Annotated in this window: 23 protein-coding genes; 19 read left to right on the top strand and 4 right to left on the bottom strand. The window is 55.6% G+C overall.

What is annotated here, in order from left to right:
• Window positions 1–302 precede the first annotated feature (302 nt).
• The 4 genes from yfbV (at window position 303) to DG357_RS15930 (ending at window position 3924) form a co-directional block, all read left to right on the top strand.
• Complete coding sequence (gene yfbV / locus DG357_RS15945; RefSeq protein ID WP_028013938.1) at window positions 303–758, top strand: terminus macrodomain insulation protein YfbV; 456 nt, start codon at window positions 303–305, stop codon at window positions 756–758.
• A gap of 92 nt (window positions 759–850) precedes the next feature.
• Complete coding sequence (locus DG357_RS15940) at window positions 851–1345, top strand: YfbU family protein (RefSeq protein ID WP_003861461.1); 495 nt, start codon at window positions 851–853, stop codon at window positions 1343–1345.
• Window positions 1346–1356: 11 nt separating this feature from the next.
• Window positions 1357–2016: a sugar phosphatase gene (locus tag DG357_RS15935; RefSeq protein ID WP_041908926.1), complete on the top strand. Its 660-nt coding sequence runs from the start codon at window positions 1357–1359 to the stop codon at window positions 2014–2016.
• Between the two features lie 75 nt (window positions 2017–2091).
• Complete coding sequence (locus DG357_RS15930) at window positions 2092–3924, top strand: SLC13 family permease (protein WP_088204766.1); 1833 nt, start codon at window positions 2092–2094, stop codon at window positions 3922–3924.
• Between the two features lie 51 nt (window positions 3925–3975).
• On the opposite strand, the gene yfbR is transcribed toward DG357_RS15930, so the two are convergent.
• Window positions 3976–4575, bottom strand: a complete 600-nt coding sequence (gene yfbR / locus DG357_RS15925; RefSeq protein WP_028013935.1) for a 5'-deoxynucleotidase — start codon at window positions 4573–4575, stop codon at window positions 3976–3978.
• A 94-nt stretch (window positions 4576–4669) separates the two neighbouring features.
• On the bottom strand, window positions 4670–5884 hold the full coding sequence (alaA, locus tag DG357_RS15920) for an alanine transaminase AlaA (protein ID WP_003861471.1): 1215 nt from the start codon (window positions 5882–5884) through the stop codon (window positions 4670–4672).
• A 938-nt stretch (window positions 5885–6822) separates the two neighbouring features.
• Here alaA and lrhA point away from each other — a divergent pair.
• The 14 genes from lrhA (at window position 6823) to nuoN (ending at window position 23332) form a co-directional block, all read left to right on the top strand.
• Window positions 6823–7761: a transcriptional regulator LrhA gene (lrhA, locus tag DG357_RS15915; protein WP_028013934.1), complete on the top strand. Its 939-nt coding sequence runs from the start codon at window positions 6823–6825 to the stop codon at window positions 7759–7761.
• A 630-nt stretch (window positions 7762–8391) separates the two neighbouring features.
• A complete protein-coding gene (gene nuoA / locus DG357_RS15910) occupies window positions 8392–8832 on the top strand; it encodes an NADH-quinone oxidoreductase subunit NuoA (RefSeq protein ID WP_014171000.1) in 441 nt (146 codons plus the stop codon).
• 15 nt (window positions 8833–8847) lie between these two features.
• Window positions 8848–9522 carry an NADH-quinone oxidoreductase subunit NuoB gene (gene nuoB, locus DG357_RS15905; RefSeq protein ID WP_003861482.1) on the top strand — a complete coding sequence of 225 codons (675 nt, stop codon included), beginning with the start codon at window positions 8848–8850 and terminating at the stop codon, window positions 9520–9522.
• A gap of 89 nt (window positions 9523–9611) precedes the next feature.
• A complete protein-coding gene (nuoC, locus tag DG357_RS15900) occupies window positions 9612–11414 on the top strand; it encodes an NADH-quinone oxidoreductase subunit C/D (protein ID WP_028013933.1) in 1803 nt (600 codons plus the stop codon).
• Window positions 11415–11416: 2 nt separating this feature from the next.
• Window positions 11417–11917: an NADH-quinone oxidoreductase subunit NuoE gene (gene nuoE / locus DG357_RS15895; protein WP_006176513.1), complete on the top strand. Its 501-nt coding sequence runs from the start codon at window positions 11417–11419 to the stop codon at window positions 11915–11917.
• A complete protein-coding gene (gene nuoF / locus DG357_RS15890) occupies window positions 11914–13251 on the top strand; it encodes an NADH-quinone oxidoreductase subunit NuoF (RefSeq protein WP_006811381.1) in 1338 nt (445 codons plus the stop codon). The genes nuoE and nuoF overlap by 4 nt, the downstream gene beginning before the upstream one ends.
• Window positions 13252–13306: 55 nt before the next feature.
• The gene (gene nuoG / locus DG357_RS15885) at window positions 13307–16030 is read left to right on the top strand and encodes an NADH-quinone oxidoreductase subunit NuoG (protein WP_045629895.1); all 2724 of its coding nucleotides are present in this window, start codon (window positions 13307–13309) and stop codon (window positions 16028–16030) included.
• Window positions 16027–17004: an NADH-quinone oxidoreductase subunit NuoH gene (nuoH, locus tag DG357_RS15880; RefSeq protein WP_008500211.1), complete on the top strand. Its 978-nt coding sequence runs from the start codon at window positions 16027–16029 to the stop codon at window positions 17002–17004. The genes nuoG and nuoH overlap by 4 nt, the downstream gene beginning before the upstream one ends.
• A gap of 13 nt (window positions 17005–17017) precedes the next feature.
• The gene (gene nuoI / locus DG357_RS15875) at window positions 17018–17560 is read left to right on the top strand and encodes an NADH-quinone oxidoreductase subunit NuoI (RefSeq protein WP_003861491.1); all 543 of its coding nucleotides are present in this window, start codon (window positions 17018–17020) and stop codon (window positions 17558–17560) included.
• A gap of 10 nt (window positions 17561–17570) precedes the next feature.
• A complete protein-coding gene (gene nuoJ / locus DG357_RS15870) occupies window positions 17571–18125 on the top strand; it encodes an NADH-quinone oxidoreductase subunit J (protein ID WP_008500212.1) in 555 nt (184 codons plus the stop codon).
• Entirely contained in the window at window positions 18122–18424 is a 303-nt protein-coding gene (gene nuoK, locus DG357_RS15865; RefSeq protein ID WP_003861496.1) for an NADH-quinone oxidoreductase subunit NuoK, read from the top strand. Before nuoJ ends, nuoK begins: the two co-directional genes overlap by 4 nt.
• Entirely contained in the window at window positions 18421–20262 is a 1842-nt protein-coding gene (nuoL, locus tag DG357_RS15860; RefSeq protein WP_045629894.1) for an NADH-quinone oxidoreductase subunit L, read from the top strand. Before nuoK ends, nuoL begins: the two co-directional genes overlap by 4 nt.
• Before the next feature lie 76 nt (window positions 20263–20338).
• Window positions 20339–21868, top strand: coding sequence for an NADH-quinone oxidoreductase subunit M (nuoM, locus tag DG357_RS15855; RefSeq protein ID WP_008500214.1), 1530 nt, complete (start codon window positions 20339–20341; stop codon window positions 21866–21868).
• Window positions 21869–21874: 6 nt separating this feature from the next.
• On the top strand, window positions 21875–23332 hold the full coding sequence (gene nuoN / locus DG357_RS15850) for an NADH-quinone oxidoreductase subunit NuoN (protein ID WP_028013929.1): 1458 nt from the start codon (window positions 21875–21877) through the stop codon (window positions 23330–23332).
• A 91-nt stretch (window positions 23333–23423) separates the two neighbouring features.
• Here nuoN and DG357_RS15845 read toward each other — a convergent pair whose 3' ends face one another.
• Both DG357_RS15845 and rbn read right to left on the bottom strand, forming a co-directional pair.
• Window positions 23424–24428 carry a chemotaxis protein gene (locus DG357_RS15845; RefSeq protein WP_088204768.1) on the bottom strand — a complete coding sequence of 335 codons (1005 nt, stop codon included), beginning with the start codon at window positions 24426–24428 and terminating at the stop codon, window positions 23424–23426.
• Between the two features lie 64 nt (window positions 24429–24492).
• Window positions 24493–25410, bottom strand: coding sequence for a ribonuclease BN (rbn, locus tag DG357_RS15840; RefSeq protein ID WP_088204769.1), 918 nt, complete (start codon window positions 25408–25410; stop codon window positions 24493–24495).
• 71 nt (window positions 25411–25481) lie between these two features.
• Here rbn and DG357_RS15835 point away from each other — a divergent pair, with 71 nt between their 5' ends.
• Window positions 25482–25943 (top strand): GNAT family N-acetyltransferase, encoded by a 462-nt coding sequence (locus tag DG357_RS15835; protein ID WP_069733486.1) that lies wholly within the window; start codon window positions 25482–25484, stop codon window positions 25941–25943.
• Window positions 25944–25977: the final 34 nt, after the last annotated feature.

Here is a 25977-nt window from a genome sequence, read left to right as displayed (position 1 = left end):
GTCAATGAGCCTAAAAGCGTAACGCAAGCTGACCCAGACGTTTATGATTAACATCATGCCAAACGAACATTCTGGCAGGATGGAAGAAATACCTATGATTTTAAGCCATTTTGAACATTTTTCAGACAATGGCATAATATGCGATAATTTGACGAGTTAACGCTTCTCGTCTACGTCCCTATCAGGCTGGCACAGAATACCCGATACGGGGTAGCGATGACAAAATATTTTGAACGTTGTCATAGCCTGTTGTGGTTTTGCACAAAAATTTTAATTTTTATATGTGAAGTTGAGGTACAGCCATGTCGACACCCGAAATCCCGTCCGTGAGCTTTTTCAGTCTGTTTCGTCGGGGACAGCATTACGCAAAGACGTGGCCAATGGAAAAGCGCCTTGCGCCGATGTTTATTGAGAATCGCACGATCCGCGCCACGCGCTATGCGATTCGCTTTATGCCTCCGGTCGCTATCTTTACTCTGTGCTGGCAAATCGCCCTCGGTGGACAGCTTGGTCCTGCCGTCGCAACGGCGCTCTTCGCGTTAAGCCTGCCGATGCAGGGGCTGTGGTGGTTAGGCAAACGCTCCATTACGCCGCTTCCGCCTTCTATTTTACACTGGTTTTATGAAGTGCGTGGAAAACTGGAGGAGGCCGGGCAGGCGCTGGCCCCGGTTGAAGGCAAGCCGGATTACCAGGCGCTGGCGGACACGTTAAAGCGTGCTTTTAAGCAGCTGGATAAAACATTCCTCGATGACTTGTGATTGATCATCGAAACGACTAACAAAAGAAGGCACAGTAACACACCGTTACCGTGTCTTTTTTTTACAGTGCAATGCGCTACAGGAGTCGAAAGATGGAAATGACCCATGCTCAACGTCTGATTTTGTCTAACCAGTACAAGATGATGACTATGCTTGATCCCGATAACGCTGCGCGCTACAGCCGCCTGCAAACCATCGTCGAACGCGGTTTTGGTTTGCAAATGCGCGAACTGGACCGCGAGTTTGGCGAGCTGAAAGAAGAAACCTGCCGCATCGTGATCGACATTATGGAGATGTATCACGCTCTGCACGTCTCCTGGACGAACCTCAAAGACCAGCAGACCATTGACGAACGTCGCGTGACCTTCTTAGGCTTTGATGCCGCGACGGAAGCGCGCTATCTGAGCTATGTTCGCTTTATGGTGAACACCGAAGGGCGCTACACCCATTTTGATGCGGGAACGCACGGCTTCAACGCCCAAACCCCCATGTGGGATAAATATCAACGTATGCTGAGCGCGTGGCACGCCTGCCCGCGTCAGTACCATTTAAGCAGCAACGAAATTCAACAAATCATTAATGCCTGACGGAGGTGCGTGTGCAGTGTAAAGGTTTTCTGTTTGATCTGGACGGTACGCTGGTGGATTCGCTGCCGGTGGTGGAACGCTCGTGGTGCCACTGGGCCGACCGGCACGGCATCGACCACCAGGACGTGCTGAATTTTATCCATGGCAAACAGGCCATTACCTCATTGCGGCACTTTTTAGCGGGGCGTTCTGAGGAAGAGATCCAGGCGGAGTTCAAATACCTGGAGCAGATTGAGGCCACCGACACCGAGGGCATTACCGCGCTGCCCGGGGCGCGCGAACTGCTTGAGCATCTGAATGAAGCGCAAATCCCGTGGGCTATCGTCACCTCCGGCTCTGTTCCGGTCGCGCATGCCCGCCATAAGGCGGCCGGTTTACCGAAGCCAGAGGTGTTCATTACGGCTGAGCGCGTTAAACGCGGCAAGCCGGAGCCGGATGCGTTTCTGCTTGGTGCAGAAATGCTGGGCTTCGCGCCTGCAGAGTGTGTGGTGGTGGAAGATGCGGCCGCTGGCGTGCTGGCCGGGCTGAACGCCGGGAGCCACGTCATTGCCGTTAACGTTCCGGCGGGGTCTCCACGCCTGGACGAGGCGGACTTTGTGATTCATTCTCTGACGGCGCTGGCGGTGTCAAAAGCGCCCGACGGAGTTGTAACCGTCTCGCTAAAAATGTAATCCCATGATATAGCCCCACGCTGCTGGGGCTTTTTTATGGCAAAATTTCTCATCTTCCACTGACAAGGATAGGTTGTGAACGGTGAACTGATCTGGGTTCTGAGCCTGCTTTTAATCGCCATTATTCTCTTCGCCACAGGCAAGGTGCGCATGGATGCCGTCGCCCTGTTTGTCATCGTCGCGTTTGTGCTGAGCGGCACGCTCACGCTACCGGAAGCCTTCTCCGGGTTCAGCGACCCCAACGTTATCCTTATAGCTGCCCTGTTTATCATCGGCGACGGCCTTGTTCGCACCGGCGTGGCGACCATCATGGGCGCGTGGCTGGTTAAGGTGGCCGGCAGCAGTGAAACTAAAATGCTGATCTACCTGATGCTGACGGTCGCCGGGCTGGGGGCGTTTATGAGCTCAACGGGCGTGGTCGCTATTTTTATTCCGGTGGTGCTGAGCGTTTCAATGCGGATGCAGAGCTCGCCGTCGCGCCTGATGATGCCTCTGAGCTTTGCCGGTTTGATCAGCGGAATGATGACGCTGGTGGCGACGCCGCCGAACCTGGTGGTCAATAGCGAGCTGATTCGTGAAGGGTTTCAGGGCTTCAGCTTTTTCAGCGTCACCCCGCTTGGGCTGGTGATTCTGGCGATTGGCGTGGTCTACATGCTGCTGACCCGTTTTGCCCTCAAAGGCGACAAACAGGATAAGAATAAAGAGGGGTGGAAGCGACGCACCTTCCGCGATCTGATCAAAGAGTACCGCCTCACCGGGCGGGCGCGCCGTCTGGCCATTCGCCCTGGCTCGCCGATGGTCGGCCAGCGGCTCGACGACCTTAAGCTGCGCGAGCGTTATGGCGCGAACGTGATCGGGGTTGAGCGCTGGCGTCGTTTTCGTCGAGTGATCGTTAACGTGAACGGGGTATCAGAGTTCCGCGCGCGTGACGTCCTGCTGATTGATATGTCAACGGCGGACGTGGATCTGCGAGAGTTCTGTAGCGAGCAGCTGCTGGAGCCGATGGTGCTACGCGGCGAGTATTTCTCCGACCAGGCGCTGGATGTGGGGATGGCCGAAGTGTCGCTGATACCGGAATCGGAACTGCTGGGTAAAACCGTGCGTGAAATGGGGTTCCGTACCCGCTATGGCCTGAACGTAGTGGGGCTGAAGCGTGATGGCGTGGCGATGGAAGGGGCCGTCGTCGATGAGCCGATCCTGCTGGGAGATATCTTTCTCGTGGTCGGCAACTGGAAGTTGATAAGCCAGCTCGGGCAAAAAGGGCGTGATTTTGTGGTGCTCAACATGCCGGTCGAGGAGAGCGATGCCTCCCCGGCGCACAGCCAGGCGCCCCATGCGATTTTCTGTCTGGTGCTGATGGTGGCGCTGATGCTGACCGATGAAATCCCTAATCCGGTCGCGGCCATTATCGCCTGCCTGCTGATGGGGAAATTCCGCTGCATTGACGCCGAAAGCGCGTATAAAGCCATTCACTGGCCGAGCATTATTCTTATCGTCGGGATGATGCCCTTTGCCCTGGCACTGCAAAAAACCGGCGGGGTAGATTTGATCGTAAAAGGCCTGATGGACGTGGGTGGCGGGTATGGACCGTACATGATGATGGTCTGTCTGTTTGTCATGTGCGCCACGATAGGGTTATTTATCTCTAATACCGCGACGGCGGTGCTGATGGCGCCCATTGCGCTGGCGATGGCGAAATCCATGGGCGTGTCGCCGTACCCGTTTGCGATGATGGTCGCGATGGCGGCATCCGCGGCGTTTATGACGCCGGTTTCATCGCCGGTGAACACGCTGGTGCTGGGGCCGGGGAATTATAAGTTCAGCGATTTCGTGAAGCTGGGCGTGCCGTTCACCGTGCTGGTGATGGTGGTGTGCGTGGTGTTAATTCCGGTTTTATTCCCGTTTTAGCGTGAGCGCAGAAACGTAGGCCGGGTAAGGCGAAGCCGCCACCCGGCTAAATTACAACGGTGAATCCTGGCTAATCTCGTCCAGCGATAGATGGAAGCTCGGCACAAATACCTGCATGAAGTAGTCCATCTCTTCGCTGCGGCGGGATTCCAGCGTTTTTTCCAGACGCGTTTTCGCCAGTAAAAACTCATTATTGCCCGCAGACAGCTCTTCCAGACACTTCAGATAGGCGCACAGCGCGTCGGCCTGCTTGACCAGCGACTTTTCATCTTCCGTATACTGATGCTCGTCGATGAGCGGTTCAAAGATATCGCGTAGCTCTTCGGGTACCATCTCGATAAGCTTTTGCTGGGCAATCTTCTCGATAGCCTTATATTCCTGAGCAATCTGAGAATTGAAATATTTCACTGGGGTAGGCAGGTCGCCGGTCAGCACCTCTGATGCGTCGTGGTACATCGCCAGCAAAGCGATGCGCTCGGCATTCACCTGCCCGTTAAATTTGCGATTCTTAATGGCAGCCAGCGCATGAGCGACCATAGCAACCTGCAGGCTATGCTCAGACACGTTCTCTGTACGCACGTTGCGCATCAGCGGCCAGCGGTTGATCAGTTTCAGGCGGGAGAGGTGGGCAAAGAAATGGCTCTGACTCATAGGTTACCTTTTGTCTTCACTGCGACAGGACTTCATTGTGCGGGGAGGGGAGGGAAGATGCAAATCAGGCTACCGAAGTAGCCTGATTTTAAGATTACTGATGGTATCCAGAGAGGAATCGCCCGAAGCGGCTGATGGCCATTTCGAGATCGTCTTCACGTGGCAGGGTCACGATACGCACGTGGTCCGGCCACGGCCAGTTAAACGCCGTCCCCTGAACCAGCAGCACTTTTTCCTGCAACAGGAAATCGAGCACCATTTTCTGATCGTCGTGGATATTGAAGCGCTTCGCGTCAATTTTCGGGAACATATAAAGCGCCCCGTTCGGCTTCACGCAGGAGACGCCCGGGATATCGTTGATCAGTTCCCATGCGCGGTTACGCTGTTCGTACAGGCGACCGCCAGGGACGATAAACTCGCTGATGCTCTGGTAGCCGCCCAGCGCCGTCTGGATCGCGTGCTGCGCAGGCACGTTGGCGCAAAGACGCATCGACGCCAGCATCTCAAGCCCTTCGATATAGCCTTTTGCGTGCTTTTTCGGGCCGTTCAGCACCATCCAGCCCTGACGGAAACCGGCCACGCGGTAGGTTTTAGACAGTCCGTTAAAGGTGACGGTCAGCAGGTCGGGTGCCAGCGCGGCGATAGAGTGGTGCTGCGCCGCGTCGTACAGGATCTTGTCGTAGATTTCGTCAGCGAAGATGATCAGGTTGTGCTGGCGGGCGATCTCTACGATCTCCATCAGCAGCTCTTTTGAATAGACCGCGCCCGTCGGGTTGTTCGGGTTGATGATCACAATCCCACGCGTGCGAGGCGTGATTTTCGCGCGAATGTCATCCAGATCCGGGAACCAGTCAGAGGATTCGTCGCAAAGATAATGTACCGCTTTACCGCTGGAGAGCGATACGGCAGCGGTCCACAGCGGATAGTCCGGCGCGGGAACCAGCATTTCGTCACCGCTGTTCAGCAGCGCCTGCATGGCCTGAACGATAAGTTCAGAGACGCCGTTGCCGATATAGATATCTTCGACGGTAACGTCACGCATACCGCGCGCCTGGTAGTGCTGCATAATGGCTTTACGGGCGGAGTAAAGTCCCTTTGAGTCACAATAGCCTTGTGCCGTAGGCAGGTTGCGGATCACATCAACCAGAATTTCATCCGGCGCTTCAAAACCAAATGGCGCGGGGTTGCCGATGTTGAGCTTCAGAACCTTGTTGCCTTCTTCTTCAAGGCGTTTTGCCTCTTTCAGAACCGGGCCACGGATGTCATAACAGACGTTATCTAGCTTGCTGGATTTTTCGATAGGGGACATGAACCTTTAACCTTTTCGCTATTATTGCCACTCCCTGCCGTGGAAGTCAGCACGGAATAATGTACTCCCCCCACGCTTCGTTTTGAAGGGTGTGCAGAAGAAGATTTTGTGCCCATAGAGAAATTGTGATGAATCTTTTTAACTATTGACTGTCGCTTTCACCGCCTTAACGTCATGTGCAAACCATAAATAAAGGTTGATTGTGCTACGAATTTATGTGAATTATGTATATTGTTCTGATGGAAAATAAAAAACGCGCAGACAACAAGCAGAAGTTACGCTGGGTGACATTTCGTAAAACCTGAGTGTTGAAGGGACCTTGCAGTAATAGCCCGGAGCGGCTAAAAGTTAATCATGTGAAATTAATGTTAAGTGTTATTAATGAATGGCCATAATCTAAATTAAAATTTATTTATTATTAACCAACAAAATGCAACTTTAGTTAATTCTAATAAAATTAGTTTAGAAGCTTAACAAACCTCTTTAATCCTGAATATTGCAATAAGACTTATAAATAAAGTGGATTTGGGTTAAGATGTCTATACGGAAAGCAGTAGAAAGATGCAGTGGTTTTGCATTTTTGAAACTGATTTTCCGATTTAATTGATTGTTATTGTTGGAGTTATCTCTGGCTGGAATGTGTCAAACATCTCCTGCTACGTTGACAGCGCTGCGAAAAAGATGGCAGAAAAAGTGTTACGCCTTTAATGTAATTTACATAACCCTGCGAACATCTAAATATCCTGAACGTTTAAGAGAATAAAAATAACGTCATGAAACGTGCTTTCTGACTGTTGATATAAAGCAGCACAATAACTATCTGTCAGGCAGTCTGCCGGGCCGGGATGCGAGGGAAAACCTTCAGAAGGAATTGCTTAACTGTTACACACAGCTTCAACCCGGGCAGCTCCGCACGAGCAACCTGAAAGTGAATAGATATGATAAATGCAAATCGTCCGATAATGAATCTCGACCTCGATCTGCTGAGAACGTTTGTTGCGGTCGCCGATCTCAACACTTTTGCAGCAGCTGCTGCCGCCGTCTGCCGAACTCAGTCCGCCGTTAGCCAGCAAATGCAGCGGCTGGAGCAACTGGTTGGGAAAGAGCTTTTTGCCCGTCACGGGCGTAATAAGCTCTTAACGGAACACGGTATTCAGCTACTGGGTTATGCCAGGAAAATTCTTCGCTTTAATGATGAAGCATGTATGTCATTAATGTTTAGCAACCTTCAAGGGGTGTTAACCTTAGGGGCATCTGATGAGTCAGCGGATACAATATTGCCGTTTCTTCTCAACCGAATTAGCTCGGTTTATCCGAAGCTTGCGCTGGATGTGAGCGTAAAGCGTAATGCCTTTATGGTTGAGATGTTAAATGAGAACAAGGTCGACCTGGTGGTCACGACGCATCGTCCCGGACAGTTTGATTGTCTGACCTTGCGCACATCGCCAACGCACTGGTATTGCGCAGCGGAATACGTGTTGCAAAAAGGGGAACCCGTACCGCTGGTTTTACTGGACGATCCGAGTCCTTTCCGGGATATGGTGCTTACGGCGTTAAATGAAGCCAACATTCCGTGGCGTCTGGCCTATGTAGCGTCCACGCTGCCCGCGGTGCGTGCCGCCGTGAAAGCGGGTCTTGGCGTAACGGCCCGTCCGGTAGAGATGATGAGCCCCGATCTGCGCGTTCTCGGTAAATCTGATGGTCTCCCAGCACTGCCGGATACCGAGTATCTGCTTTGCCATAACGCGTCCAGTCATAACGAGCTGGCGAAGGTGGTGTTTGAGGCGATGGAAAATTACCATAACCCATGGCAGTTCGAGCATGTTACCTCCGAAGGGGGGGATGATTCCCTGATCGTTGAAGGTGACTTTGAGTGATCAAAAGCTCAAAATTCTGGTAACAAATTGTAAGTGTAAAAAAAAGCCACTCGTGCCGTTTTCGCACGCAGTGGCTTTTTTTTGCCATTATTATCCTCTTTCGTAACAGGGTTTTCATAAATAAAACATACATATCAAGGGAATAAATGCTTCTGCTTAAATCTTGTTCACTTTCCGTTCTAACTTCATCCATAACCCCTTGATGTTAAAAAAGCAGCAAATATGTTGCCGGTTTTTTGGGTGAATTAACAAAAGCGTGTCTCAGATCAAGAAAATACTCCTATTTGGGGGGAGGAATCGTTGGCAAATCCTGTCAAAATAGGAGGGTTATTTTTTTTACTTCCAAAACGGACACGATTCAACAACATGCATTTGACGAAAAGTCAGGTAACCACCAGGGTTAAAGGGCACCAAATGTTAATGAGAATCGCTCGATGTAATTTAATGTGAAGAAACCTTTGTTAAAGTTGACAATAGGTTATAGAAAGGAGTAAAAAACCCCATCATTTTGCTGTCTACGTCTCATTTCAGACAGTTAGTGTAAGGTTAATTGTTCCTCCCCATGAATCGATGTGATGCCCATCTGCCAGCAAGAGCAGTGTCGTCGGTATCACTTTTGATGAGTAAGCAATGAGTATGTCAACATCCACAGAAGTCATCGCTCATCACTGGGCATTCGCAATCTTTCTTATTGTAGCCATTGGCCTGTGCTGCCTGATGTTAGTCGGCGGCTGGTTCCTGGGCGGTCGCGCCCGTGCAAGGCACAAAAACACACCTTTCGAATCAGGTATTGATTCAGTAGGTTCCGCTCGCTTACGCCTGTCTGCCAAGTTCTATCTGGTAGCGATGTTCTTCGTCATCTTTGACGTGGAAGCGCTCTACCTGTTCGCATGGTCGACCTCCATTCGCGAAAGTGGTTGGGTGGGCTTTGTCGAGGCCGCAATTTTCATTTTAGTGCTACTGGCCGGTCTGGTTTATCTGGTGCGTATTGGCGCGCTTGACTGGACGCCTGCGCGTTCACGTCGTGAACACATCAACCCGGAAAACAGTATCTCTAATCGTCAGCAGTAACAGCGAGGCAATAAGATGGATTATACGCTCACCCGCATAGATCCTAACGGTGAGAATGACCGTTACCCCCTGCAAAAACAGGAGATCGTAACCGACCCCCTGGAGCAAGAAGTCAACAAAAGCGTGTACATGGGCAAACTCGAACATGCCATGCACGATATGGTCAACTGGGGTCGTAAGAACTCCATCTGGCCATACAACTTTGGCCTTTCTTGCTGCTACGTTGAAATGGTGACGTCATTCACTGCGGTGCATGACGTTGCGCGTTTTGGGGCCGAGGTACTGCGTGCTTCCCCGCGTCAGGCTGACCTGATGGTGGTGGCCGGTACCTGCTTTACCAAAATGGCACCTGTTATTCAGCGTCTGTATGACCAGATGCTGGAGCCAAAATGGGTTATTTCCATGGGCGCATGTGCAAACTCCGGCGGTATGTACGACATTTATTCCGTTGTGCAGGGCGTTGATAAGTTCATTCCGGTGGATGTTTACATCCCGGGCTGCCCGCCGCGCCCAGAAGCCTATATGCAGGCGCTGATGCTGCTGCAGGAGTCTATCGGTAAAGAACGTCGCCCACTCTCATGGGTTGTTGGCGATCAGGGTGTCTATCGCGCGAACATGCAGTCCGAGCGCGAGCGTAAACGTGGTGAACGTATTGCCGTCACCAACCTGCGTACGCCTGACGAAATTTAATTTGCGCCTGTAGGCCTGGAGAAAACCTTCGCATATCACTACTCAAATAGCGCGAAGCCAGGCTTAACAGTCACCACGGACCATTTGCAATGGTGAACAATATGACCGACTTAACCGCGCAAGAAGCCGCCTGGCAGACCCGGGATCATCTTGATGACCCCGTTATTGGCGAACTGCGCAACCGTTTTGGGCCGGATGCCTTTACCGTTCAGGCGACCCGCACCGGGGTACCCGTTGTTTGGGTGAAGCGTGAACAATTGCTGGAAGTTGTCGATTTCCTCAAGAAATTGCCAAAACCTTACGTCATGCTGTTTGACTTACACGGCATGGACGAACGTCTGAGAACGCACCGCCAGGGTCTCCCTGCTGCGGATTTTTCCGTTTTCTACCACCTGATCTCAATAGACCGCAACACGGATATCATGCTCAAGGTGGCATTGTCTGAAAACGACATGCATCTGCCGACGATCACCAAACTTTTCCCGAACGCTAACTGGTATGAGCGTGAAACATGGGAAATGTTCGGCATGACCTTCGACGGCCACCCGCACCTGACGCGCATCATGATGCCGCAGACCTGGACCGGCCACCCGCTGCGTAAAGACTACCCGGCACGTGCGACCGAATTCGATCCGTTTGAGCTGACCAAAGCCAAGCAGGATCTGGAGATGGAAGCGCTGACCTTCAAGCCGGAAGACTGGGGCATGAAGCGCGGTACTGAAAACGAGGACTTCATGTTCCTCAACCTCGGTCCGAACCACCCGTCTGCGCACGGTGCATTCCGTATTATTCTTCAGCTTGATGGCGAAGAGATTGTCGACTGCGTACCTGACATCGGCTACCACCACCGCGGTGCTGAGAAGATGGGCGAGCGTCAGTCCTGGCACAGCTACATTCCGTATACCGACCGTATCGAGTACCTCGGCGGCTGCGTAAACGAAATGCCATACGTGCTGGCCGTTGAGAAACTGGCAGGCATCACCGTACCGGATCGCGTTAACGTGATTCGCGTTATGCTGTCAGAACTGTTCCGCATCAACAGCCATCTGCTGTACATCTCCACGTTCATTCAGGACGTGGGCGCGATGACCCCGGTCTTCTTCGCCTTTACCGATCGTCAGAAAATCTACGATCTGGTGGAAGCGATTACCGGCTTCCGTATGCACCCGGCCTGGTTCCGTATTGGCGGTGTGGCGCACGATCTGCCGCGCGGCTGGGACCGCCTGCTGCGTGAATTCCTCGACTGGATGCCGAAGCGTCTGGCGTCTTACGAGAAAGCCGCGCTGCGCAACACCATCCTGAAAGGCCGTTCCCAGGGCGTTGCTGCCTATGGCGCGAAAGAAGCACTGGAGTGGGGGACCACAGGTGCTGGCCTGCGCGCGACCGGTATTGATTTCGACGTGCGTAAAGCCCGTCCTTACTCTGGCTACGAGAACTTCGACTTTGAAGTCCCGGTGGGCGGCGGTGTGTCCGACTGCTACACCCGCGTGATGCTGAAAGTGGAAGAGCTGCGCCAGAGTCTGCGCATCCTTGAGCAGTGCCTCAACAACATGCCGGAAGGCCCGTTCAAGGCGGATCACCCGCTGACCACGCCGCCGCCGAAAGAGCGCACGCTGCAGCATATCGAAACCCTGATCACCCACTTCCTGCAGGTTTCCTGGGGCCCGGTCATGCCGGCGCAAGAATCCTTCCAGATGATTGAAGCGACCAAGGGTATTAACAGTTACTACCTGACCAGTGACGGCAGCACCATGAGCTACCGTACCCGCGTGCGTACGCCGAGCTTTGCGCACCTGCAGCAGATCCCGTCCGCCATCCGCGGCAGTCTGGTCTCTGACCTGATTGTGTATCTGGGTAGTATCGATTTTGTTATGTCAGATGTGGACCGCTAATTATGCACGAGAATCAACAACCACAAACCGAGGCTTTTGAGCTGAGTGAAGCAGAGCGTGCCGCCATTGAGCACGAGATGCACCACTACGAAGACCCGCGTGCGGCGTCCATTGAAGCGCTGAAAATCGTACAGAAACAGCGTGGTTGGGTGCCGGATGGGGCGATTTACGAGATCGCAAAAGTGCTGGGCATTCCGGCAAGTGACGTAGAGGGCGTAGCCACGTTCTACAGCCAGATCTTCCGTCAGCCGGTAGGCCGCCATGTGATCCGCTACTGTGACAGCGTCGTCTGCCACATTACCGGCTATCAGGGCATTCAGGCTGCGATTGAGAAAAAGCTCAATATTAAGCCGGGCCAGACCACGTTCGATGGACGCTTTACTCTGCTGCCAACCTGCTGCCTGGGTAACTGCGACAAGGGGCCGACCATGATGATTGATGAGGACACTCACAGCCATCTGACGCCGGAAGCGATTCCTGACCTGCTGGAGCAGTACAAATGAAAACTGTAATTCGTACTGCTGAGACGCATCCGCTGACCTGGCGTCTGCGCGATGACAAACAGCCGGTATGGCTCGACGAATACCAGAGCAAAAACGGCTATGCCGGTGCGCGTAAAGCCCTCGGCGGCATGGCGCCGGACGACATCGTTAATGCGGTGAAAGATTCCGGTCTGAAAGGCCGCGGCGGTGCGGGCTTCTCCACTGGTCTGAAGTGGAGCCTGATGCCGAAAGACGAATCCATGAACATCCGTTACCTGCTGTGTAACGCCGATGAAATGGAGCCAGGCACCTATAAAGACCGCCTGCTGATGGAGCAGCTGCCGCACCTGCTGGTGGAAGGCATGCTGATCTCCGCGTTTGCGCTGAAAGCGTACCGTGGCTACATCTTCCTGCGCGGTGAGTACATCGAAGCGGCAGAAAACCTGCGTCGCGCGATTGCCGAAGCCACCGAAGCCGGCCTTCTGGGTAAAAACATCCTGGGTACCGGGTTTGACTTCGAACTGTTCGTGCACACCGGTGCCGGGCGTTACATCTGCGGTGAAGAAACTGCGCTGATTAACTCCCTGGAAGGTCGCCGTGCGAACCCGCGTTCCAAGCCACCGTTCCCGGCAAGCTCCGGCGTGTGGGGTAAACCGACCTGCGTAAACAACGTCGAAACCCTGTGTAACGTCCCGGCTATCCTCGCCAACGGCGTGGAGTGGTATCAGGGCATCTCCTCAAGCAAAGATGCCGGTACCAAACTGATGGGCTTCTCCGGTCGCGTTAAAAACCCTGGCGTCTGGGAACTGCCGTTCGGTACCACCGCACGCGAAATTCTTGAAGACTACGCCGGCGGCATGCGCGATGGCCTGAAATTCAAAGCCTGGCAGCCGGGCGGGGCAGGGACGGACTTCCTGACCGAAGCCCACCTTGACCTGCCGATGGAATTCGAAAGCATTGGAAAAGCAGGCAGCCGTCTGGGTACGGCGCTGGCGATGGCCGTCGACCACGAGATCGGCATGGTCTCGCTGGTACGTAACCTGGAAGAGTTCTTTGCTCGCGAGTCCTGCGGCTGGTGTACGCCGTGCCGTGACGGTCTGCCGTGGAGCGTGAAGATCCTGCGCGCAATCGAACGTGGCGAAGGCCAGCCTGGCGATATCGAGACACTTGAGCAACTGTGTCGATTCTTAGGGCCAGGTAAAACCTTCTGCGCTCACGCACCGGGTGCCGTCGAGCCGCTGCAGAGCGCGATTAAATATTTCCGCGACGAATTCGAAGCAGGCATCAAGCAGCCGTTCAGCAATACCCATTCGATCAATGGTATTCAGCCGAACCTGCTGAAAGCGCGCTGGTAACGACAAGAATTTTGATTAACGCTCGGTTTCGACTGAGCCAACTGGAAGCATGCTAATGGCTACGATTCATGTAGACGGCAAAGAATACGAAGTCAACGGGGCGGACAACCTGCTGGAAGCTTGTCTGTCTCTTGGCCTCGATATTCCGTACTTTTGCTGGCATCCGGCGCTGGGCAGCGTCGGTGCTTGCCGCCAGTGTGCGGTGAAGCAATATCAAAACGCGGAAGACACGCGTGGTCGCCTGGTGATGTCCTGTATGACGCCAGCCACCGAAGGCACCTTTATTTCGATTGATGACGAAGAAGCCAAACAGTTCCGCGAAAGCGTGGTGGAGTGGTTGATGACCAACCACCCGCACGACTGTCCGGTTTGTGAAGAGGGCGGTAACTGCCACCTTCAGGATATGACCGTGATGACCGGTCACAGCTTCCGTCGCTATCGCTTTACCAAGCGTACCCACCGTAACCAGGATCTGGGGCCGTTCATCTCTCACGAAATGAACCGCTGCATCGCCTGCTACCGCTGCGTGCGTTACTACAAAGACTACGCGGACGGTCAGGATCTGGGCGTCTATGGTGCGCACGACAACGTCTACTTCGGCCGTCCGGAAGACGGCGTGCTGGAGAGCGAATTCTCCGGTAACCTGGTAGAAATCTGTCCGACCGGCGTATTCACGGATAAAACCCACTCCGAGCGTTACAACCGTAAATGGGACATGCAGTTTGCGCCAAGCATCTGCCAGCAGTGTTCCCTCGGCTGTAACACCAGTCCGGGTGAGCGCTACGGCGAACTGCGTCGTATCGAAAACCGTTACAACGGTACCGTTAACCACTACTTCCTGTGCGACCGCGGTCGTTTCGGCTATGGCTATGTGAACCTGAAAGACCGTCCGCGTCAGCCGGTTCAGCGCCGTGGCGACGACTTCATTACCCTGAACGCTGAACAGGCGATGCAGGGCGCGGCAGATATTCTGCGCCAGTCGAAGAAAGTGATCGGTATCGGCTCCCCGCGCGCCAGCATCGAAAGCAACTTCGCGCTGCGCGAGCTGGTCGGGGCGGAAAACTTCTATACCGGTATCGCCCAGGGCGAACAGGAACGTCTTCAGCTGGTACTGAAAGTGCTGCGTGAAGGCGGTATCCATACCCCTGCGCTGCGCGAAATTGAATCCTATGATGCGGTTCTGGTGCTGGGTGAAGACCTGACGCAAACCGGCGCCCGCGCGGCTCTGGCGGTTCGTCAGGCGGTGAAGGGTAAAGCACGTGAAATGGCAGCTGCGCAGAAAGTGGCTGACTGGCAGATTGCGGCGATCCTCAACATCGGCCAGCGCGCGAAGCATCCTCTGTTTGTTACCAACGTCGACAACACCCGTCTGGACGATATCGCGGCGTGGACCTACTGCGCGCCGGTTGAAGACCAGGCGCGCCTGGGCTTTGCCATTGCCCACGCGCTGGACAACAGCTCACCGGCCGTTGAGCTGGATCGCGACCTGCAAAACAAGGTCGACGTGATTGTTCAGGCCCTCGCAGGTGCGAAGAAACCGCTGATTATCTCCGGAACCAACGCCGGTAGCGCTGAAATCATTCAGGCCGCCGCGAACGTTGCCAAAGCCCTGAAAGGCCGCGGTGCAGACGTCGGCGTGACCATGATTGCCCGTGCGGTAAACAGCATCGGTCTGGGCATGATTGGCGGCGGCTCGCTGGAAGAAGCGTTAAGCGAACTGGAATCCGGTTCCGCTGACGCCGTGGTGGTGCTGGAAAACGACCTGCACCGCCATGCGTCTGCCGCTCGCGTTGACGCCGCGCTCTCCAAAGCGCCGCTGGTGATGGTGATTGACCATCAGCGCACCGCGATCATGGACAAAGCGCACCTGGTGCTCTCTGCGGCAAGCTTCGCAGAAAGCGACGGTACCGTTATCAACAACGAAGGCCGCGCCCAGCGTTTCTTCCAGGTTTATGACCCGGCGTACTACGACAGCAACACCGTGATGCTGGAAAGCTGGCGCTGGCTGCACTCCCTGCACAGCACCGTGCAGAGCCGTGAAGTGGACTGGACGCAGCTCGACCACGTTATCGACGCGGTCGTGGAAAAACTGCCTCAGCTGGCAGGCATTAAAGATGCCGCACCTGAAGCAAGCTTCCGCATCCGCGGCCAGAAGCTGGCGCGTGAACCGCACCGCTACAGCGGCCGTACCGCGATGCGCGCCAATATCAGCGTGCATGAACCGCGCCAGCCGCAGGATAAAGACACCATGTTCGCCTTCTCCATGGAAGGGAACAACCAGCCGTCTGCCCCGCGTTCGCAAATCCCGTTCGCATGGGCTCCGGGCTGGAACTCCCCGCAGGCGTGGAACAAGTTCCAGGCGGAAGTGGGCGGCTCCCTGCGCCACGGCGATCCGGGCGTGCGTCTGATTGAAGCTTCCGAAACCGGTCTGGACTTCTTCACCACCGTACCGGCGAGCTTCCAGGCGCAGGACGGTAGCTGGCGTATTGCCCCGTACTACCACCTGTTCGGTAGCGACGAGCTGTCCCAGCGTTCACCGGTCTTCCAGACCCGTATGCCGCAGCCGTACATCAAGCTCAACCCAGCGGATGCCGCGAAGCTTGGCGTTAACGCGGGCGCGAACATCGCCTTTAGCTATGACGGCCAGACCATCAGCCTGCCGCTGATTATTTCTGAAAATCTGACAGCAGGGCAGGTCGGTCTGCCGATGGGTATGCCTGGCATCGCGCCGGTTCTGGCGGGTGCGCGTCTTGATAATCTGCAGGAGGCAAAAGCATGAGTTGGTTAACGCCGGATCTTATCGACATCCTGCTGAGCATTCTGAAAGCGATTGTTATCCTGCTGGTGGTCGTCACCTGCGGCGCGTTCATGAGCTTTGGTGAACGTCGTCTGCTCGGTCTGTTCCAGAACCGTTACGGACCGAACCGCGTGGGCTGGGGTGGTTCACTCCAGCTGGTCGCGGACATGATCAAGATGTTCTTTAAAGAGGACTGGATCCCGCGCTTCTCTGATCGCGTGATCTTTACTCTGGCACCGATGATCGCCTTCACCTCGCTGCTGCTGGCGTTTGCTATCGTTCCGGTCAGCCCGACCTGGGTGGTCGCTGACCTGAACATCGGCATTCTGTTCTTCCTGATGATGGCAGGTCTTGCGGTTTACGCGGTCCTGTTCGCAGGCTGGTCCAGTAACAACAAATACTCGCTGCTGGGCGCGATGCGTGCTTCCGCGCAGACGCTGAGCTACGAAGTGTTCCTGGGGCTCTCCCTGATGGGCGTGGTGGCGCAGGCCGGTTCATTCAACATGACCGACATCGTCAACAATCAGGCCGACATCTGGAACGTTATCCCGCAGTTCTTTGGGTTTATTACCTTTGCTATCGCGGGCGTGGCCGTGTGTCACCGTCACCCGTTTGACCAGCCGGAAGCCGAACAGGAACTGGCCGACGGTTACCACATTGAATATTCCGGCATGAAGTTCGGTCTGTTCTTTGTGGGCGAGTACATCGGTATCGTCACCATTTCAGCGTTGATGGTAACGCTGTTCTTTGGTGGCTGGCATGGCCCGTTCTTACCGCCGTTCATCTGGTTCGCGCTGAAAACCGCGTTCTTCATGATGATGTTCATTTTGATTCGCGCAGCGTTACCGCGTCCACGTTATGACCAGGTAATGTCCTTCGGCTGGAAAGTGTGCCTGCCGCTGACGCTCGTCAACTTGTTGGTAACGGCAGCTGTCATTCTCTGGCAGCAGCCATAAGGGGCTATAGACCATGACCTTAAAAGAATTACTGGTAGGTTTCGGTACCCAGGTACGCAGTATCTGGATGATCGGCCTGCACGCGTTTGCTAAACGCGAAACCCGGATGTACCCGGAAGAGCCGGTATATCTGCCGCCGCGCTACCGTGGCCGTATCGTGCTGACGCGCGACCCGGACGGTTCCGAGCGCTGCGTTGCCTGTAACCTGTGTGCGGTAGCGTGTCCGGTCGGCTGTATCTCGCTGCAGAAAGCCGAGACGGTAGACGGCCGCTGGTACCCTGAGTTCTTCCGCATCAACTTCTCACGCTGCATCTTCTGCGGTCTGTGTGAAGAAGCGTGCCCAACCACGGCGATTCAGCTGACTCCAGACTTCGAGCTGGGTGAGTACAAGCGTCAGGACCTGGTGTACGAGAAAGAGGATCTGCTGATTTCCGGTCCGGGCAAATACCCGGAATATAACTTCTACCGGATGGCGGGTATGGCAATCGACGGCAAAGATAAGGGCGAAGCAGAGAACGAAGCTAAGCCTATCGACGTCAAGAGCCTGTTACCGTAAGGAGAGGGCAATGGAATTCGCTTTTTATATCTGTGGCCTTATCGCCATCCTGGCTACGCTGCGAGTGATTACGCACACCAATCCGGTGCATGCGCTGCTGTACTTAATCATTTCGCTGCTGGCTATTTCCGGGGTGTTCTTCGCGCTGGGCGCGCACTTCGCCGGTGCGCTGGAGATCATCGTTTACGCCGGGGCCATCATGGTGCTGTTCGTGTTCGTAGTGATGATGCTGAACCTGGGCGGCTCTGAAATTGAGCAGGAACGTCAGTGGTTAAAACCGCAGGTGTGGATTGGCCCGGCAATTTTGTCGGCCATCATGCTGGTGGTGATCGTTTACGCCATTCTGGGCGTCAACGATCAGGGCATCGACGGCACGCCAATTGGTGCGAAAGAGGTGGGTATCACGCTCTTTGGCCCATACGTTCTGGCGGTGGAACTGGCCTCTATGCTGCTGCTGGCAGGCCTGGTTGTGGCTTTCCACGTTGGCCGCGAAGAGCGTGCTGGCGAGGTGCTGAGCAACCGCACTGACGACCGCGCGAAAAGAAAAACGGAGGAGCGCGCATGATCCCCTTAACACATGGACTGATCCTCGCTGCGATTTTATTCGTTCTGGGTCTGACCGGTCTGGTTATCCGCCGTAATCTGCTGTTTATGCTGATCGGCCTGGAAATCATGATTAACGCCTCCGCGCTGGCCTTCGTGGTCGCCGGAAGCTACTGGGGCCAGACCGATGGTCAGGTGATGTACATTCTCGCCATCAGCCTCGCGGCTGCTGAAGCGAGTATTGGCCTGGCGCTGTTGCTGCAGCTCCATCGTCGCCGCCAGAATCTGAACATCGATTCAGTAAGTGAGTTGCGTGGATGAACATGCTTGCCTTAACCATTATTTTTCCGCTGATTGGCTTCGTGCTGCTGGCGTTTTCTCGCGGCCGCTGGTCTGAGAATCTGTCCGCGACCGTTGGCATGGGCTCTGTCGGCCTGGCCGCGCTGGTCACAGCGTATGCGGGTATCGACTTCTTTAACAACGGACGCCAGCCTTTCAGCGTGCCGCTGTGGACCTGGATGTCGGTCGGTGATTTCAACATCGGTTTCAACCTGGTGCTGGACGGCCTCTCGCTGACCATGCTCTCCGTGGTCACCGGCGTCGGCTTCCTGATCCACATGTTTGCCTCCTGGTACATGCGCGGTGAAGAGGGTTACTCCCGCTTCTTCGCCTACACCAACCTGTTTATTGCCAGCATGGTCGTTCTGGTGCTGGCCGATAACCTGCTGCTGATGTATCTGGGCTGGGAAGGCGTGGGCCTGTGCTCTTACCTGCTGATCGGTTTCTACTATACCGATCCGAAGAATGGCGCAGCGGCCATGAAAGCGTTTGTCGTGACCCGCGTGGGTGACGTCTTCCTCGCGTTCGCGCTGTTCATTCTCTACAACGAACTGGGCACCCTGAACTTCCGCGAAATGGTGGAACTGGCGCCAGCACACTTCGCCGCAGGCAATAACATGCTGTGGTGGGCAACGCTGATGCTGCTGGGCGGTGCCGTGGGTAAATCCGCGCAGCTGCCGCTGCAGACATGGCTGGCCGACGCGATGGCGGGTCCAACCCCTGTCTCCGCGCTGATCCACGCCGCGACCATGGTTACCGCCGGTGTCTACCTGATTGCGCGTACCCATGGCCTGTTCCTGATGACTCCGGAAATTCTGCATCTGGTGGGTATCGTCGGTGCGGTCACGCTGGTGCTGGCAGGCTTTGCCGCGCTGGTTCAGACCGACATCAAGCGCGTTCTCGCGTACTCCACCATGAGCCAGATTGGTTACATGTTCCTGGCGCTGGGTGTTCAGGCGTGGGACGCGGCCATTTTCCACCTGATGACGCACGCGTTCTTCAAAGCGCTGCTGTTCCTCTCATCCGGTTCGGTGATTCTGGCCTGCCATCACGAGCAGAACATCTTCAAAATGGGCGGACTGCGTAAGTCCATCCCGCTGGTCTATGTCTGCTTCCTGGTGGGCGGCGCGGCGCTGGCGGCACTGCCGCTGATCACCGCGGGCTTCTTCAGTAAGGACGAAATCCTTGCGGGTGCCATGGCGAATGGTCATATCAATCTGATGGTTGCGGGTCTGGTCGGTGCGTTCATGACCTCCCTGTATACCTTCCGTATGATTTTCATCGTATTCCACGGTAAAGAACAAATTCACGCTCACGCAGGGAAGGGGATTACCCACCACCTGCCGCTGATTGTGCTGCTGGTACTGTCCACCTTCGTTGGCGCGATGATTGTGCCACCGCTACAGGGCGTACTGCCAGACACCACCGAGCTTGAGCACGGTCGCGTTCTGACGCTTGAAATCACCTCCGGTGTGGTCGCTATCGCGGGTATCCTGATTGCGGCATGGCTGTGGCTGGGCAAACGTACGCTGGTCACTGCCGTGGCCAACAGTGCGCCGGGCCGCCTGCTGGGCACCTGGTGGTACAACGCGTGGGGCTTCGACTGGCTGTACGACATGATCTTCGTTAAGCCGTTCCTGGGCGTTGCGTGGCTGCTGAAGCGCGACCCGCTGAACAGCCTGATGAACATCCCGGCGATCCTCTCCCGCTTTGCAGGTAAAGGCCTGCTGTACAGCGAGAACGGTTACCTGCGCTGGTATGTGGCGTCCATGAGCATCGGTGCGGTTGTGGTGCTGGCGCTGCTGATGGTATTGCGTTGATCGTTAAGTGAATTTTATTCGAATTCGTTGAAAATCAGGCCCCTGCTGGGGGCCTTAAAAAGGAATGTAAATCGCCATGTTACTACCCTGGCTAATATTAATTCCCTTCATCGGCGGCTTCCTGTGCTGGCAGACCGAACGCTTTGGCGTGAAGATGCCGCGCTGGATCGCGCTGATCACCATGGGATTGACGCTCGCGCTTGGCCTGCAACTGTGGTTGCAGGGCGGTTACTCACTGACCCAGTCTGCGGGCATTCCGCAGTGGCAGTCTGAGTTCATCCTGCCGTGGATCCCGCGTTTCGGCATTACGATCCACCTGGCGATTGACGGTCTGTCGCTGCTGATGGTGGTGCTGACCGGTCTGCTCGGCGTTCTGGCGGTACTCTGCTCCTGGCGAGAAATCGAAAAATACCAGGGCTTCTTCCACCTGAACCTGATGTGGATCCTGGGCGGCGTGATCGGCGTGTTCCTTGCCATCGACATGTTCCTGTTCTTCTTCTTCTGGGAGATGATGCTGGTGCCGATGTACTTCCTGATCGCGCTGTGGGGCCACAAGGCGTCCGACGGTAAAACGCGTATCACGGCGGCAACCAAGTTCTTCATCTATACCCAGGCGAGCGGTCTGGTAATGCTGATTGCCATTCTGGCGCTGGTGTTCGTTCATCACAACGCAACCGGCACCTGGACCTTCAACTACGAAGACCTGCTGAAGACGCCAATGTCACACGGCGTTGAATACCTGCTGATGCTGGGCTTCTTCATTGCCTTCGCGGTGAAAATGCCGGTGGTTCCTCTGCACGGCTGGCTGCCAGACGCGCACTCCCAGGCACCAACGGCGGGTTCCGTTGACCTGGCGGGCATCCTGCTGAAAACGGCGGCCTACGGTCTGCTGCGTTTCGCACTGCCGCTGTTCCCGAATGCCTCCGCGGAGTTCGCACCGATTGCCATGTGGCTGGGTGTGATCGGTATCTTCTACGGTGCCTGGATGGCCTTCACGCAATACGACATCAAGCGTCTGATTGCTTATACCTCCGTTTCCCACATGGGCTTCGTGCTGATTGCTATCTACACCGGCAGCCAGCTGGCGTACCAGGGCGCGGTGATCCAGATGATTGCGCACGGTCTGTCCGCAGCCGGTCTCTTCATCCTGTGCGGCCAGCTGTACGAACGTCTGCATACCCGCGACATGCGTATGATGGGCGGTCTGTGGAGCAAAATTAAATGGCTGCCAGCGCTCTCCATGTTCTTCGCGGTGGCTACCCTGGGGATGCCGGGCACCGGTAACTTCGTCGGCGAATTTATGATTCTGTTCGGCAGCTTCAAAGTGGTACCGGTGATTACCGTGATCTCCACCTTTGGTCTGGTGTTCGCTTCCGTGTACTCGCTGGCGATGCTGCACCGCGCTTACTTCGGTAAAGCGAAGAGCGAAATTGCTGCACAAGAACTGCCGGGGATGTCGCTGCGTGAGCTGTTCATCATCCTGCTGCTGGTCGTACTGCTGGTGCTGTTGGGCTTCTTCCCACAGCCGATTCTGGATACCTCGCACAGCGCGATGGGCAATATCCAGCAGTGGTTTGTTAATTCTGTTTCTACTACAAGGCCGTAATTCGCCATGACAATAACTCCACAACAACTGATCGCGCTGCTACCGCTGCTGATCGTCGGATTGACGGTGGTGGTTGTGATGCTCTCCATTGCGTGGCGACGCAATCACTTCCTGAATGCCACGCTGTCGGTCATCGGCCTGAATGCCGCGTTAGTCTCACTCTGGTTTGTTGGCCAGGGCGGGGCGATGGACGTCACGCCGCTGATGCGCGTTGACGGTTACGCCATGCTCTACACCGGGCTGGTGCTGCTGGCGAGCCTGGCAACCTGTACCTTTGCTTACCCGTGGCTTGAAGGCTACAACGACAACAAAGAAGAGTTTTACCTGCTGGTTCTGATTGCCGCGCTGGGCGGTATTCTGCTGGCGAATGCCAACCATCTTGCCGCGCTGTTCCTCGGTATTGAGCTGATCTCTCTGCCGCTGTTCGGCCTGATTGGTTACGCCTTCCGTCAGAAGCGCTCTCTGGAAGCGAGCATCAAGTACACCATTCTGTCTGCTGCCGCGTCGTCCTTCCTGCTGTTTGGTATTGCGCTGCTGTACGCACAGTCCGGTAACCTCTCCTTCATGGCGCTCGGCAAGAGCCTCGGCGACGGCATGCTGCATGAGCCGCTGCTGCTGGCGGGTCTGGGCATGATGATCGTTGGCCTCGGCTTCAAGCTCTCTCTGGTTCCGTTCCACCTGTGGACGCCAGACGTATACCAGGGGGCGCCTGCTCCGGTGTCGACCTTCCTGGCGACGGCGAGCAAGATCGCTATCTTCGGTGTGGTCATGCGTCTGTTCCTGTACGCGCCGGTGGGTGATAGTGAAGCCGTTCGCGTGGTGCTGGGCATCATCGCGTTCGTCTCCATCATCTTCGGTAACCTGATGGCGCTGAGCCAGACCAACATCAAGCGTCTGCTGGGCTACTCGTCTATCTCTCATCTGGGCTACCTGCTGGTGGCGCTGATTGCGCTGCAGAGCGGTGAGATGTCGATGGAAGCCGTAGGCGTGTATCTGGCCGGTTACCTGTTCAGCAGCCTCGGCGCCTTCGGTGTGGTGAGCCTGATGTCCAGCCCGTACCGTGGTCCGGATGCCGATTCACTGTTCTCCTACCGTGGTCTGTTCTGGCACCGTCCAATTCTGTCCGCGGTAATGACCGTGATGATGCTCTCTCTGGCGGGTATCCCGATGACGCTGGGCTTTATCGGTAAGTTCTACGTGCTGGCCGTCGGTGTGCAGGCGCACCTGTGGTGGCTGACTGCCGGTGTCGTTATCGGCTCCGCGATTGGTCTGTACTACTACCTGCGTGTGGCCGTGAGCCTGTACCTGAGCGCGCCTCAGCAGCTCAACCGTGATGCTCCAGGCAACTGGCAGTACAGCGCCGGTGGTATCGTAGTGCTTATCTCCGCGCTGCTGGTGCTGATCTTCGGTATCTATCCGCAGCCGCTGATTGATATCGTGCAGCGAGCGATGCCATTAATGTAAAAACAAAAAACCCGCCTCGGCGGGTTTTTTATGGTTTGCGCCCTCTCCCTGTGGGAGAGGGATGGGGTGAGGGCACCAGCCCGCACAGGACCTAAGCCAGCTGCTTCCTGCTTATAAGCGGCCCGCCAATCTTCTTCATCGAACGATCCAGCACTTCCTCAATCACCGACGAGAGCTCGTTCAGCTCAAACTTCGCCACGTACCCGTCCGCCTTCACCTTGCGAATATGATCTTCGTTGGCGTTGCCGGAAAGGGAGGAGTGGATCACTACCGGAATATCCTTCAGAGCCGGGTCGGTTTTGATTTTGCGCGTCAGCGTAAAACCGTCCATCTCCGGCATTTCGAGGTCGGTCAGCACCAGAGCGATCTTATCGGTGATCGGCACGCCCTCAGCCTGTGCCTGTGCGGCCAGCACGCCAATTTTTTCCCACGCGTCTTTGCCGGTGATGTGCAGCTGCGCTGGGATCTCCATCGCCTGCAGACCTTTCTCCAGCATCGAACGCGCCACTTTGGAATCTTCCGCCACAATCGCGACTGCGCCCGGCTTGATGTTGAACTTGGTGGTTTTCAGATTGGTGGCGTGCAGATCGTGGTTGGCCGGGGTGATGTCATACAGGATCTGCTCAACGTCCAGCACCATCGCCAGATCGTTGGTATCCGTTTTCTCATCCAGGCAGGCAATGCTGGTGATATAGCGGCCGCTGACGGCGGTCTCCGCCGCGTGCACCTGCTTCCAGTCCAGACGCATGATGTTTTCAACCGACTCCACGGCAAAGGCCTGCACGCTGCGGGCATATTCGGTGATAAGCAGGATGTTCAGCCCGGTGGTAGGCTTACAGCCCGCCACGGCGGCCAGATCGATCACCGGGATCACCTGATCGCGAATATTCACCATCCCCATCAGCGGTGATTTCATCCCGGCGGGTTTTGTGAATTCCGGCATCGGCACAATTTCACGCAGCTTAAAGACGTTAATGCCAAACAGCTCGGATTTATTTTCGTTCAGAGAGGTGCCAAGACGGAACAGCAACAGTTCAAAACGGTTCGACAGGGTGAGATTCGCCCTGTCATCAATATCTTTCTGGAAATTATCCATTCTACCCTCGAGAGAAATGCTGACCTTTTAATCGTTATCGGCATTCTGAGAGAAAAATGAAGGGCTAAACGCTGACCTTAGCGAAATCTTCGGCCAGCTCGCACGCCGGGAACACCGCCAGGCACTCTGCCAGCAGGCTTGCACACCCCCGCGCGTCGTAGCGGGAACTGACGTGAGTGACGATCAGCCTCCCGACGCCCGCGTCGCGGGCAAGCTGCGCCGCCTGACGCGTTGAGCTATGGCCGCGGCCGTTGGCTTTCTCTTCCATCGCCGTTTCCAGCGTGGCTTCGTGCACCATCACGTCAACGTCCCAGGCAAGCTGAAGGGCGGCAGCGCACGGGGCCGTGTCGCCAAAGATAGCCAGCTTCTTGCCTGGCTCGGGCGCGGCGAGATAATCCTGACCGTTGATGACGCGACCATCCTCCAGCGTGACGGTCTCGCCGTGCTTCAGGCGCTGGAACAGCGGTCCGGGTTTTACGCCCGCGGCCATCAGCGCGGCGGCGTCCAGCGCACCGGGTTTGTCATGCGCTTCAATGCGATAGCCATAGCACTCAACGGGATGATTCAGCGGCTGCGCGCTCACCTTATAATCACCGTCATCGAAAACCAGGCCTTCGCTAATCTCAACGATCTCCAGCGGATAGTCAGTCCACGACCCGCTCAGGCGCAGCGCGGTTTCAACAAATTCACGCACACCCGCAGGCCCGTAAATCGTCAGCGGATTGGCGTTGCCGGCCATGGAGCGGCTGCACAGCAGGCCCGGCAGGCCAAACAGATGGTCGCCGTGCAGGTGAGTAATAAAAATTTTATCCAGCTTGCCGGGGTGATACGCGGTGTGCAGCAGCTGATGCTGCGTCCCTTCACCGCAGTCAAACAGCCACAGCCCGCCGCGGGTGGGGTGCTTAAGATCCAGCAGAATTGCCGTCACGTTTCGTGAGCGGGTTGGCACGCCAGCGGACGTACCCAGAAAAATCAGTTCCATAACGCAATCAGCCCTTTGCCGAACGGGGAGGGGTTTAGTATAACGTGATGAACCCCAGGAGGGAGAAAGAGATGATCCAGTGGCAAGATTTACATCATAGTGAGCTCACCGTTCATTCGCTCTACGCGCTGCTTAAACTGCGCTGCGAAGTGTTTGTGGTTGAACAGACGTGCCCGTATCAGGACATCGACGGCGATGACCTCGTTGGCGAAAACCGCCATATCCTCGGCTGGAAGGATAACGAGCTGGTGGCGTATGCGAGGATTCTGAAAAGCGAGGACGATGTCGAGCCCGTGGTGATAGGCCGGGTCATTATCAGCGGTCACGCGCGGGGTGAGAAACTGGGCTATCAGCTGATGGAAAAAACGCTGGAGTCATGCCAGAAACAGTGGCCGGACAAGGCGTTATACCTGGGCGCGCAGGCGCACCTGCAATCCTTCTACGGTCATTTCGGTTTTATGCCGGTCACCGACATCTACGACGAAGACGGTATTCCGCACATCGGCATGGCGCGGGAAGCGAAACAGGCGTAATGGCGCGTCGTTGTCTATAGTTAGCGGACTGGTG

The organism is Enterobacter bugandensis (assembly GCF_900324475.1).
Classification (GTDB): domain Bacteria; phylum Pseudomonadota; class Gammaproteobacteria; order Enterobacterales; family Enterobacteriaceae; genus Enterobacter; species Enterobacter bugandensis.
Note: the sequence above shows the minus strand (reverse complement) of the source record. Positions and strands in the feature narration are given on the sequence as shown.